General features: G+C 72.3%; 12 protein-coding genes. 8 read left to right on the top strand and 4 right to left on the bottom strand.

Translation table 11 applies throughout. The features are described 5' to 3' along the window. A partial coding sequence (locus tag FM076_RS21640) for a DUF6542 domain-containing protein (RefSeq protein ID WP_207730273.1) occupies positions 1-502 on the top strand: 502 nt, incomplete at its 5' end. Positions 503-724: 222 nt separating this feature from the next. On the opposite strand, the gene FM076_RS21635 is transcribed toward FM076_RS21640, so the two are convergent. Next, positions 725-1,816 (bottom strand): 4-hydroxy-3-methylbut-2-enyl diphosphate reductase, encoded by a 1,092-nt coding sequence (locus tag FM076_RS21635; RefSeq protein ID WP_173872635.1) that lies wholly within the window; start codon positions 1,814-1,816, stop codon positions 725-727. A 134-nt stretch (positions 1,817-1,950) separates the two neighbouring features. Here FM076_RS21635 and FM076_RS21630 point away from each other — a divergent pair, with 134 nt between their 5' ends. The 4 genes from FM076_RS21630 to FM076_RS21615 all read left to right on the top strand — a co-directional run bounded on the left by FM076_RS21630 (position 1,951) and on the right by FM076_RS21615 (position 5,826). Further along, positions 1,951-3,420, top strand: a complete 1,470-nt coding sequence (locus FM076_RS21630) for an APC family permease (RefSeq protein ID WP_173872634.1) — start codon at positions 1,951-1,953, stop codon at positions 3,418-3,420. A 99-nt stretch (positions 3,421-3,519) separates the two neighbouring features. Then, a complete protein-coding gene (gene xseA, locus FM076_RS21625; RefSeq protein WP_173872633.1) occupies positions 3,520-4,734 on the top strand; it encodes an exodeoxyribonuclease VII large subunit in 1,215 nt (404 codons plus the stop codon). A 9-nt stretch (positions 4,735-4,743) separates the two neighbouring features. Next, positions 4,744-5,058, top strand: coding sequence for an exodeoxyribonuclease VII small subunit (locus FM076_RS21620; protein WP_243274594.1), 315 nt, complete (start codon positions 4,744-4,746; stop codon positions 5,056-5,058). A 174-nt stretch (positions 5,059-5,232) separates the two neighbouring features. Further along, complete coding sequence (locus FM076_RS21615) at positions 5,233-5,826, top strand: malonic semialdehyde reductase (RefSeq protein ID WP_173872632.1); 594 nt, start codon at positions 5,233-5,235, stop codon at positions 5,824-5,826. A 385-nt stretch (positions 5,827-6,211) separates the two neighbouring features. On the opposite strand, the gene FM076_RS21610 is transcribed toward FM076_RS21615, so the two are convergent. Then, positions 6,212-6,811, bottom strand: a complete 600-nt coding sequence (locus FM076_RS21610) for a DUF4245 domain-containing protein (protein WP_345945148.1) — start codon at positions 6,809-6,811, stop codon at positions 6,212-6,214. A gap of 199 nt (positions 6,812-7,010) precedes the next feature. On the opposite strand from FM076_RS21610, the gene glpX reads away from it, so the two are divergent. Then, complete coding sequence (gene glpX, locus FM076_RS21605; RefSeq protein WP_173872631.1) at positions 7,011-8,045, top strand: class II fructose-bisphosphatase; 1,035 nt, start codon at positions 7,011-7,013, stop codon at positions 8,043-8,045. 192 nt (positions 8,046-8,237) lie between these two features. Here the strand turns inward: glpX and FM076_RS21600 are convergent, their stop codons facing one another. Together FM076_RS21600 and FM076_RS21595 are read right to left on the bottom strand one after the other, a co-directional pair. Then, positions 8,238-8,609: a WhiB family transcriptional regulator gene (locus FM076_RS21600; protein ID WP_173872630.1), complete on the bottom strand. Its 372-nt coding sequence runs from the start codon at positions 8,607-8,609 to the stop codon at positions 8,238-8,240. A gap of 232 nt (positions 8,610-8,841) precedes the next feature. Continuing rightward, positions 8,842-9,603 (bottom strand): DUF1707 domain-containing protein, encoded by a 762-nt coding sequence (locus FM076_RS21595; RefSeq protein WP_173872629.1) that lies wholly within the window; start codon positions 9,601-9,603, stop codon positions 8,842-8,844. A gap of 146 nt (positions 9,604-9,749) precedes the next feature. On the opposite strand from FM076_RS21595, the gene FM076_RS21590 reads away from it, so the two are divergent. Continuing rightward, complete coding sequence (locus FM076_RS21590) at positions 9,750-11,450, top strand: fumarate hydratase (RefSeq protein WP_173872628.1); 1,701 nt, start codon at positions 9,750-9,752, stop codon at positions 11,448-11,450. A gap of 19 nt (positions 11,451-11,469) precedes the next feature. Beyond that, positions 11,470-11,649, top strand: a 180-nt coding sequence (locus FM076_RS21585; RefSeq protein ID WP_173872627.1) for a hypothetical protein, incomplete at its 3' end; no start/stop codon positions are given.

The following is an 11,649-nucleotide window of genomic DNA, read 5'->3' as shown; positions in this document are numbered from 1 at the left end:
CGACAGGGCCCCGGCGCGTCCGGCGGCGGGGGCCAGGGCCGCACCCCGGCAGGCGTCCGACCGGGCCCGTACCCCTGCCCGTCCCTCCGGACAGCGCCGCGGCAGGCTGCCGGCGCCCCGGCTGACGGGGCTGGGTGTCGGCGTGTTCTCCTCGCTGCTGATGGCGGCCTTCGGCGGTCTGTCGGGACTGCTGCCGGGCGGGGCGCCCGGCTTCTACGGCAGTGTCTTCGTGCTCGTGTGCGCCGCCGCCGCGCTGTGGGTACGTCCCGCGGAGCTGTTCGCCGCGCCGGTGGCCGTGCCCCTCGCGTACACGGTGGGACAGCTCTGCGCCGGCGGCCCGGGGGACGGCGTCACCGGAATGCTGCAGAACCTCTTCACCAGCCTCGCCCTGCACGCGGTCTGGCTGTACGCGGGGACGCTGCTCGCCGTCCTCCTCGTCCTGGTGCGCAAGACCGTGCTCATGGTGAGGCGCCGCCGTCAGCGGCGCCTCACCTCGGGGTGACACGGACCGGTACCGGGCGGAACGCCTGAGGGCAGGTGCCGAACGGTATGCCCTGCGGCCCGGCCCCTGCGGCACGTCGGGCAGCGGGAGCGGCACTCGGACACTCGGACGGCAGGCCCGAGCGACAAGCCCGGGGCGGCAGGCCGCAGGCGGCAAAGACCGCGGGCGGCCAAGACCGCGGGCGGCCAAGACCGCGAACGGCAGGCCCCGGGGCGACGCCTGTCAGGCGCGGAGCCGCTCCGCCGCCTCCGCGCGCAGGTCGCGCCGCAGCTCCTTGGGGAGCGAGAACTGCATGTGTTCGTCAACCGGCTTGACGATCTCGACCTCGTCCCAGCCGCGCTGCGCCAGCCATTCCAGGACACCGTCCACCAGGACCTCCGGCACGGACGCCCCGGAGGACAGGCCAATGGTCCGCACGCCCTCCAGCCATGCCTCGTCGATCTCGTCCGCGTTGTCGACGAGATGGCCGTCCTTGGCGCCGTGCGAGAGCGCCGTCTCGACCAGCCGGACGGAGTTGGAGGAGTTCCTGGAGCCGACGACTAGCACCAGGTCGGCCTCGGCGGCCACCTTCTTGATGGCCGTCTGGCGGTTCTGCGTGGCGTAGCAGATGTCGTCGCTGGGCGGCGAGAGCAGGTTCGGGTAGCGGCCCTTGAGCGCGTCGACGGTCTCCATCGTCTCGTCCACCGAAAGGGTCGTCTGGGAGAGCCACACGACCTTGTCGGGGTCGCGGACCTCGACATTGCGCACGTCCTCGGGGCCGTCGACCAGGGTGATGTGGTCGGGGGCCTCCCCGCTGGTGCCGATGACCTCCTCGTGGCCCTCGTGGCCGATCAGGAGGATGTCGTAGTCCTCCTTGGCATAGCGCACGGCCTCCTTGTGCACCTTGGTGACCAGCGGGCAGGTCGCGTCGATGGTGGCGAGCTTGCCGCGCCTGGCCTCCTCGTGGACGGTGGGGGCCACACCGTGCGCGGAGAAGATCACGATCTCGCCCTCGGGCACCTCCGCCGTCTCCTCGACGAAGATGGCCCCCTTCTTCTCCAGCGTCTGCACCACGTACTTGTTGTGCACGATCTCGTGCCGCACGTAGACCGGAGCGCCGTACTGCTCCAGTGCCTTCTCGACGGCGATCACCGCGCGGTCCACGCCCGCGCAGTAGCCGCGCGGGGCGGCGAGCAGGACGCGACGGCGGCCGGGGGCCGAGGGTTCCGCCTCTCCCGCCTGCGGTGCGGTGGCTTCCGGTGCTGCGGTGTCGGAGGCGGCGGAGGCGGCGGATTCCGGTGCGTCGGCGGGCCGGCGGTCGGGCGTTCCAGTCATGGCTCCATCGTAAGGGCGACCCGCCGGCAGCCGTTCGTGGTGGACCGCCCCGCCCGGGGGCGCGCGGAGCCCGGCGGGGCTCCCGCGGGGCGCGCTCCGCTGCCGGAGAGGGCGTTGTGCGGCAAGCTGGGCCCATGGCTGGAGCTCGCACGCGTACTTCGGGAATCCTGGGGGACCTTCCGGGCGGCGCCCTGCGGCGCAGCCTGACCCTCCGCGACCTGATCGTCTACGGGCTGCTGTTCATCGCGCCCATGGCGCCGGTGGGCATCTACGGCGCGCTGGACGCGCGCAGCCACGGCGTCGTCCCCCTGGTGTACGTGGTGGCCACGGTCGCCATGTCGTTCACCGCCTACTCCTACGCCCGGATGATCCACACGGTGCCGCAGGCGGGCTCCGTGTACGCGTACGCACGGGCGGGCCTCGGGAACGGCGCGGGGTTCGTGACCGGCTGGATGATGATGCTGGACTACCTGCTCATCCCGGCCGTCGCGTACCTCTTCTCGGGGATCGCCATGGCGCAGCTCGTCCCCGAGGTGGACCAGTGGGTGTGGACGGCGCTGGCCGTGGTGGTCACCACGGCGCTCAATCTGTCGGGGGTGCGCCGTGCCGCCGCGGTCGGTCTTCTGGTGCTCGCCATGGAGATCCTGGTGCTGCTGGTGTTCGTGGTGGCCGCGCTCGTCGTGCTGGCGCAGCACGGCCCCGAGCGCGACTGGCTGTCGCCGCTGACCGGGGACCGCGCCTTCTCGCTGACGGCGCTGCTGAGCGCGGTCTCCGTCGCGGTGCTCTCCTTCCTGGGCTTCGACGCCATCGCGAACTTCGCCGAGGAGGCGGTGGGCGGCAAGGGGCGCGGGGCGCCGATGGTGGCCCGCGCGGTGGTGTGGTGCTTGTTCATCACCGGTTTCCTCTTCGTCCTCCAGACCTATCTGGCGGCCCTGCTGTCCCAGGACTCCTCGCGGCAGCTGGCCGCGCACCCGGCGGCGCAGGGGTCCGCCTTCTACGACGCGACGAAGGCGGCCGTCGGGGGCTGGCTGGAGACGACGGTCGCGGCGAGCAAGGCGCTCGGCGCGGCGTTCGCGGCGCTGGCCGGGCAGGCGGCGGCCTCCCGGCTGCTGTACGCCATGGCCAGGGACCGCCGGCTCCCGCACGTCCTCGGCGGCGTCAGCTCGCGGACCGGGGTGCCGGGGCGCGCGCTGCTGTTGAGCGCCGTGCTGACGATGTGCGCGGCGGTCTGGGCGGCGCGCGCGCCCGACGGTCTGGACCGGCTCGTCTCGATCGTGGACATCGGCGCGCTGTTCGCCTTCGGGATGCTCCACCTGTCCGTGGTGGGCTACCACGGGCTGCGGCGCCGCCCGGCCGGAGCCGGAGGTGCCCCGCCGGGAGCCGGGCGGGAGGCCGGGGCCGGGCAGGAGGCGGGGGACGGTGGCCGCCGTGCTGGTGTGGTGGGGAACTGGGTGCTGCCCCTGGCCGGGTTCGCGATCATCGTCGCGGTGATCGTCACGGCGAACCGCGAGGCCCACTGGGTGGGGCTCGGCTGGCTGGTGCTGGCCCTTCTCGCGCTGCTGGTGCTGCGCCGACGCGACGCCGGACGGACGGGTACGGACTGAGACATTCCGGCCCGGGGCGCCGATGGCCCGGGGCCGACGGGTGGGCCGGGGCGGGGCGGGCCGAGGCGGGCTGTCGGTGGCAGGGCCTAGCCTTCTCGCATGGCTCTCACCACGTCCGCCGAGTCCCCGATCCCCGTCAGCGAGGTCTCCCGGCTCATCCGCGGCTGGATCGACCGGCTCGGAGCCGTATGGGTCGAGGGGCAGATCATCCAGCTCTCGCCCAGACCGGGCGCCGGCATGGTCTTCCTGACGCTGCGGGACCCCTCGCGCGAGGTCTCCTTGAGCGTGACGTGCTTCAGGCAGGTCTACGAGCAGGTCAAGGACGTCATCAGCGAGGGCACACGCGTGGTCGTGCACGCGAAGCCGGAGTGGTACGAGAAGACGGGGCGGCTCTCGCTGCGTGCCGCCGAGATCCGTCCGGTGGGCGTCGGGGAACTGCTGGCCCGGCTGGAGCGGCTGCGCAAGGCGCTGGCGGCCGAGGGGCTGTTCGCGGCGGAGCGCAAGAAGCGGCTGCCGTTCCTGCCGCAGCGGATAGGTCTCATCACCGGCCGTGCCTCGGACGCCGAGCGGGACGTGCTGCACACCGCGCGCGAGCGCTGGCCCGCCGTCCGCTTCGAGGTGCGCAACACGGCCGTCCAGGGCGCCTACGCGGTGCCGCAGATCATCGAGGCGCTCCAGGAGCTGGACGCCCGCGAGGACGTGGACGTGATCATCGTGACCCGGGGCGGCGGCGGGATGGAGGATCTGCTGCCGTTCTCCGACGAGCGTCTGGTGCGGGCCGTCGCGGCGGCCCGCACTCCGGTGGTCTCGGCGATCGGGCACGAGGCGGACTCGCCGCTGCTCGACCTGGTGGCGGACCTGCGCTCGCGTACGCCGACGCACGCGGCCAAGGACACCGTTCCGGACGTGGGCGAGGAGCACGAGCGGGTGCGGGCGCTGCGGGAGCGCGCCTGGCGGGTGATCACCGGGACGCTGGAGCGTGAGGAGCGCGGCCTGGCGGACGTCATGAGCCGCCCGGCGATGGCTGATCCGCACGCGATGGTGGAGGTCCGCGAGGACGAGCTGGCCTCGCTGCTGGACCGTTCGCGCCGCTGCCTGGACCACCGGCTGGCCCGCGCGGAGGACGAGCTGGAGCACACCCGCGCGCGGGTCGTCGCGCTGTCGCCCGCCGCCACGCTGAAGCGGGGGTACGCGGTGCTCCAGCGGGACGACGGCGCCGTGGTGCGGGACCCCGCCGAGGTCACCCGGGACGAGCGGCTGCGGGCCCGGGTGGCGGGCGGGGAGTTCGGCGTCGCTGTCACAGGGCACGCCTAGGCTGGCCGTATGACGACGGAAGCGGAAGGCCGCACGGCGGCCGGATCGGCCACGGAGGACGCCTCGCAGGCGGAGCTGGCCACGGCGGACGCGCTCAGTTACGAGCAGGCGCGGGCGGAGCTTGTCGAGGTCGTGCAGCGCCTGGAGTCGGGCGGCTCGACCCTGGAGGAGTCGCTGGCGCTGTGGGAGCGCGGCGAGGAGCTGGCGGGTATCTGCCGCGCCTGGCTGGAGGGCGCGCGGGCCCGGCTGGACGCGGTGCTGGAGGAGGAGGCCGAAGAGGACGGGGACGAGGACGGCGAGGAAGTGGACGGCGAGGGGGCCTGAGGGGCGAGGCCGGGGAGCGCGTCGGGGCGGGGCCCGGCCACAGGTGCCGCCGGGCTTCGGGGGTTGAAGCGTCCGGATGGTGGGACGTTCGGGGCATCATTAAAGATTGAACAAGTGCTCGTTACACTTATATGAGCACCTGTACGTCGCACCCAAAGGCAAGGCACCCACCCCATGGCTCTCGCCCTCGACCCCGCCGCCCAGGATCTCCTCTTCCGTGAGGCCCGCACGGCCAACACCTTCACGGACGAGCCCGTCACCGAGGAGCAGGTCCAGGCCATTTACGACCTGGTCAAGTACGGCCCCACAGCGTTCAACCAGTCGCCGCTGCGGCTGACTCTGCTGCGCTCCCCCGAGAGCCGCGAGCGGCTGCTGGCCCACATGGCGGAGGGCAACGTGCCCAAGACCCGCAAGGCGCCGCTGACCGCGATCCTCTCCTACGACCTGGACTTCCACGAGCGGCTGCCGGAGCTGTTCCCGCGCGCCCCGCACATCAAGGACGCGGTCTTCGCCGAGGAGACCACCAGGGAGACCGCCGGGGCGCTCAACGCCACCCTCCAGGCCGGCTACTTCATCCTCGGCGTCCGGGCGGCGGGGCTCGCCGCCGGCCCGATGACCGGCTTCGACCCGGCGGGCGTCAACAAGGAGTTCTTCGGCGACGGCCGGCAGCGTGTCCTGATGGTCGTCAACATCGGCAAGCCGGGCGCGGACGCCTTCGCGCCGCGCTCGCCGCGCCTGTCCTACGCGGACGTGGTCACCGTCCTGTGAGACGGTGACCCTCTCGCGAGGCGCCTGGGTCCTCATGCGCCCCGCCGCCAGGGCCGTCGGCCCGGCCACCGGGGCCGCCCGTCGGCCCCACCGGCGGGCCCGCGCCGCCGCCTCGCCCCCGCAGACCGCCCCCCGTGCGCGCCCCCTCTCGCGCGGGGGGCTTCCCCTTGCTCGCGGCAGAAACCCGGCCAGGGAGGAGAGCCCTCGCGGCAGAAGACTGGCCGAGGGAAGAGAGAGCCCTCGTGGCAGAAGCCCGGCCACGGAAGTGGAGCCCTCACCGAAGAAGCCCGGCCCACGGGAAGGCTCACGGCGGAAGCCCGGCCCAGGGAGGGGAGGCTCGCGGAGAAGCCCCGCCAAGGGAGGGGGACCGGGGGTCCGAAGGGTGTCAGCCGCGCGGGGCGCCGGGCGAGGGGGACGCGGTGCTGCTCCGCGGCCGCGGCTCGTCCCGCTTGATCTCCAGCGCCCCGGCCAGCTCGCCCAGTTTCCTGAAGCCCGCCGTACCGGTGACGACCGTCACGGACGTGCCGTCCTTGTCCGTCCGCACCAGCGCGTCGTACTTGGGACCGGTCCAGCGCGTCCACTCCTCGCCGGCGATGCGCTGCTTCTTCGCCGTCTTCCCGGCGCCGTGGGTGACGTCGTCGACGAACCGGTCGGGGCGCTTGCTGTCGCTCTGCTCGACGGCGGCGTACTCGTCATCCGGCGTGATGAAGCCCAGGTGCCAGACGGATCCGGCGGGGCCGTCGGCGGTGTAGCGGACGGAGGTCGCACGCCATGTGTCCGGGAGTCCCCGCGGGGCCGCGACAGGATACGGTGCCGCGCGCCGGGCCGAGGCCAACTCCACGCGGTAGCCGACGGTCTTGACCGGATCCTTGGATTCGTCGTGCGGGACGAACAGGTAGATGACCCAGGCGGCGAGGACGATCACCGCCAGCGAGATCACCATGTCGCGGGCGGTCTGCGCGCCCCGCTTCTTGTCTGCTGCCACGCCCCCATCGTCCCTTATGCCGCTCGGCGGTCCGCGAGGGGGCGGACCCGGGGCCTCGCACGCTCATCCGTGGGCGCCCCTGCTCAGTCTGAGGGCGCCGGGTAAAATCTCCTCCACCCTCGCCGAATCGGCACAGCTCACGCCGCCGCGGTGGCTCTCCGCCGTCGTGGCGCAGCCGCCGTACAGAAAGGTGTGTTCCATGACCGAACACCACCACCTGCCCTCGCCGCTCGAAGTCAGCCCCGAGGCACCGGACCGCAACCTCGCTCTGGAGCTGGTGCGGGTGACCGAGGCGGGAGCCATGGCGTCGGGCCGCTGGGTCGGCAAGGGCGACAAGAACGGGGCGGACGGAGCGGCGGTCAGGGCCATGCGCACGCTCGTCTCGACGGTCTCCATGAACGGCGTCGTGGTGATCGGCGAGGGCGAGAAGGACGAGGCCCCGATGCTCTACAACGGGGAGCGCGTCGGCGACGGCACGGGCCCCGAGTGCGATGTGGCCGTGGACCCGGTGGACGGGACGACGCTCACCGCCAAGGGCATGGGCAACGCCGTCTCCGTGCTGGCCGTCGCCGAGCGGGGCGCGATGTTCGACCCGAGCGCCGTCTTCTACATGGACAAGCTGGTGACCGGGCCGGAGGCCGCGGAGTTCGTGGACATCACGGCGCCGCCCGCGGTGAACATCCGGCGGATCGCCAAGGCCAAGGGCTGCGGTGTGGAGGACGTCACCGTGGTGGTGCTGGACCGGCCGCGCCACGAGGGGCTGGTGAAGGACATCCGCGAGGCGGGTGCGCGGATCAAGTTCATCGCGGACGGCGATGTCGCCGGTGCCGTCATGACCGTCCGCGAGGAGACGGGCGTCGACCTGCTGCTGGGCGTGGGCGGCACCCCGGAGGGCATCATCGCGGCCTGCGCGATCAAGTGCCTCGGCGGGACGATACAGGGCAAGCTGTGGCCCAAGGACGACGAGGAGCGGCAGCGCGCCCTCGACGCCGGGCACGACCTGGACCAGGTCCTGATGACGGAGGACCTGGTCAAGGGCGAGAACGTGTTCTTCGTGGCCACCGGCATCACGGACGGCGATCTGCTGCGGGGTGTGCACTACCGCGGTGAGCGCGCGTTCACGCAGTCGCTCGTGATGCGGTCCAAGTCCGGGACGATCCGGCAGATCGAGTCCGTGCACCGGCTCTCGAAGCTGCGGGCCTACAGCGCCATCGACTTCGACCGCGCCCGCTGACGGCCCCACCAGGCCGAGGCCGCTACCCTTGGGTGGCCCCCATGCGTCCGATCGCTCCGCATGGGGCCCCGCGCCCCGCCAGGGGCGCGGGGAACTGCGCGACCAGCCACAACAAACCCGCACAAGCCCCACAACACAGCACACCACGGCGAGAGGGCCAAGCGATGCGGGGCCGCGCCCCGCCAGGGGCGACTAAGCGATGCGGGACACCTCCGAGGCCGACTGCCCCGCAGAAGCGGACGCGGTCTTACGGCGGCGCGTGAGCACCACGCGCCGCTCGGCGGCGGTGAGGCCGCCCCAGACTCCGTACGGCTCCGGCATCAGCAGGGCGTGTTCGCGGCATTCCAGGAGCACGGGGCAGCGGGCGCAGACGCGCTTGGCGGCCTGTTCCCTGGAGAGCCTGGCGGCCGTGGGCTCCTTGGAGGGGGCGAAGAAGAGGCCGGCCTCGTCGCGGCGGCAGACGGCCTCCGCGTGCCAGGGACCGGCTTGGTCATCTCGCTCAGGCGTTCGCTGTATGGGGATGGTAGCGGCGGCCTGCAGGGACTGATGCGGCGTTTGCAGCACGGTCTGCTCCTGACGCGACGACGGAGGTTCTTCCCCTTCACCCGTCTTGCAGCGCACGGTGTCTCGCGCGTCCCCCACCGGCCCCCCGGGGAGCCGGTCCGCGATCCGACCGTACGAAAGACGATGCCCGAGCCCTACCCGCTGTACGCGGCAGTATGCATTGCGTGGCGTCCGTTGCGCGCCCAGGCGCACGCTCCCCGGCGTGCGCGAACGCGGGTGTGCGCCGGAGTTCTCACAGCTCCTTGCGGAGCCGGTCGCGCAGGTTCTGGATGATCCGGCCGCGCTTGGGCCTGGCCTCCACACCGCCGAAAATCGCGGCCCCCTCCACCAGGACGGTGGGGGCTCCCGGATCCGGGGAATCGGTGACCTGGACGTCGAAGCCGCCGAAGATCCCGGCACCCTTCTGCTGGAGCGTGACGTTCTCGGGGACGCGGATCTCGATTCCCCCGAAAATCGCAGTGGCGTTGATCTGCACATGCGGGTGCTCGAACAGCGCCTCGGTCAGGTCGATCTCGATGCCGCCGAAGAGAGCGAACGCGTTGATCTTGCGCGGCACCCGCCAGCGGCCCTTGCGGCCGGTACCGCTGAAGATCGCGACCAGGTTCTCCTTGGGGCCCCAGCCATGCACGCCGTGGCCCGCCGTGTGGGAGGCCGCGAAGGTGGCGAATGCCGGGCCGTGGGCGCGGCGGCCCTCCTCGCCGTCCTGGCCGGGGCCGTGCGGCGGCGCCGTGGCGTCGCGGCCGGCCGGGAGGTCGCGGATGAGCGGCTCCAGCTCGCCCATCGTCTTGGCCGCGTAGACGGCGTCGACCCGTTCGCCGTGCTCCTCCGGGTCCAGCCTGCCCTCGGCGAGGGCCTCACGGAGGATGTCGGCGACCCGGTCCCGGTCGGCGTCCGAGGCGCGTACATCGGCCTCCGCGACCGCGGGCACGGGGGCCGGCGGGCGGGCGTCGGCCTGTTGCTTTTCGAGCGAGGGGCGCGAAGAGTCTTCAGTCACCACAGCAGCGTACCCAAACGCGATAGATCGCGACTACCCCCGAACGGTCCCCTTGCGGCCGCGTTCTACGCTGTGAGACGCGCTCCCGTCGTCGAGAGCCACGGCTCCCGTGAGTGAGCCGCGAGTGTGAGAGGAAGAGTCCCCGTATGTCTGCCAGCTCCCGACCGGCCAGCCCGGAGTTCTCCTACACGGACCTGCTCCCCACCGGTGAGGACCCCACGCCCTACCGTCTGGTCACCAGCGAGGGCGTCAGCACCGTCGAGGCGGGCGGGCGCACCTTCCTCACGGTGGAGCCGGAGGCGCTGCGCAAGCTGGCGGCAAAGGCCATCCACGACATCCAGCACTACCTGCGCCCCGAGCACCTGGCGCAGCTGCGGCGCATCCTCGACGACCCGGAGGCCAGCGCCAACGACCGCTTCGTCGCGCTGGACCTGCTCAAGAACGCCAACATCGCGGCGGCGGGCGTGCTGCCGATGTGCCAGGACACCGGCACCGCCATCGTCATGGGCAAGCGCGGCCAGAACGTCCTGACCCGGGGCGGCGACGAGGAGGCCCTCTCGCGCGGCATCCACGACGCCTACACCCAGCTGAACCTGCGCTACTCGCAGATGGCGCCGCTGACGATGTGGGAGGAGAAGAACACCGGCACCAACCTCCCGGCGCAGATCGAGCTGTACGCGACCGACGGGGACGCCTACAAGTTCCTCTTCATGGCCAAGGGCGGCGGCAGCGCCAACAAGTCCTTCCTCTACCAGGAGACGAAGGCCGTGCTCAACGAGAAGAGCATGATGAGGTTCCTGGAGGAGAAGATCCGTTCGCTGGGCACCGCCGCCTGCCCCCCGTACCACCTGGCGATCGTGGTGGGCGGCACCAGCGCCGAGTACGCGCTCAAGACCGCCAAGTACGCCTCCGCGCACTACCTGGACGAGCTGCCCACCGAGGGCTCGCCGTCCGGCCACGGCTTCCGGGACACGGAGCTGGAGGAGAAGGTCTTCGAGCTGACGCAGAAGATCGGCATCGGCGCCCAGTTCGGCGGCAAGTACTTCTGCCACGACGTGCGCGTGGTGCGGCTGCCGCGGCACGGCGCCTCCTGCCCGGTGGCCATCGCCGTCTCCTGCTCGGCCGACCGGCAGGCCAAGGCGAAGATCACCGCCGAGGGCGTCTTCCTGGAGCAGTTGGAGAGGGACCCGGCGCGCTTCCTGCCGGAGACGACGGAGTCGGAGCTGACCCAGGGCGCGGGCGCTGACCTTGACGCCGTCCGGATCGACCTGTCCCGCCCCATGGACGAGATCCTCGCGGAGCTGACCAAGCACCCGGTCAAGACCCGGCTCTCGCTGACCGGCACCCTCGTCGTCGCCCGCGACATCGCCCACGCGAAGATCAAGGAGCGGCTGGACGCGGGCGAGGAGCTGCCGCGGTATCTCAAGGACCACCCCGTCTACTACGCGGGCCCGGCCAAGACGCCCGAGGGGTACGCCTCCGGCTCCTTCGGCCCCACCACGGCGGGCCGGATGGACGCCTACGTCGAGCAGTTCCAGGCCGCGGGCGGCTCCAAGGTGATGCTCGCCAAGGGCAACCGCAGCAAGCAGGTGACCGACGCCTGCGCCAAGTACGGCGGCTTCTACCTCGGTTCCATCGGCGGCCCGGCGGCCCGGCTCGCCCAGGACTGCATCAAGAAGGTGGAGGTCCTGGAGTACGAGGAGCTGGGCATGGAGGCGGTCTGGCGCATCGAGGTGGAGGACTTCCCGGCGTTCATCGTGGTCGACGACAAGGGCAACGACTTCTTCGCCGACCCGGCGCCCGAGCAGCCGTTCGTGACGTCGATCCCGGTGCGCCAGGGCGCCTGACGGTACGCCGGGGTGCCGGGTGACCGGGGAGGGCACGGACGGCAGACCCCGTGAGGAGGACGGCCCCCGCTTCGGGAACCGCATCACCGGGGGCCGGTTCGGGACGGTCGTCCAGGCGGAACGCGTCGACGCCGTCCACATCCATGTGCGCGAGGAGCCCGCCGGGCGTCCCCGGCCCGCCGCCCGGCTGTGGCTGCTC

Source organism: Streptomyces albus subsp. chlorinus (genome assembly GCF_013302895.1).
Taxonomy (GTDB): domain Bacteria; phylum Actinomycetota; class Actinomycetes; order Streptomycetales; family Streptomycetaceae; genus Streptomyces; species Streptomyces chlorinus.
Note: the sequence above shows the minus strand (reverse complement) of the source record. Positions and strands in the feature narration are given on the sequence as shown.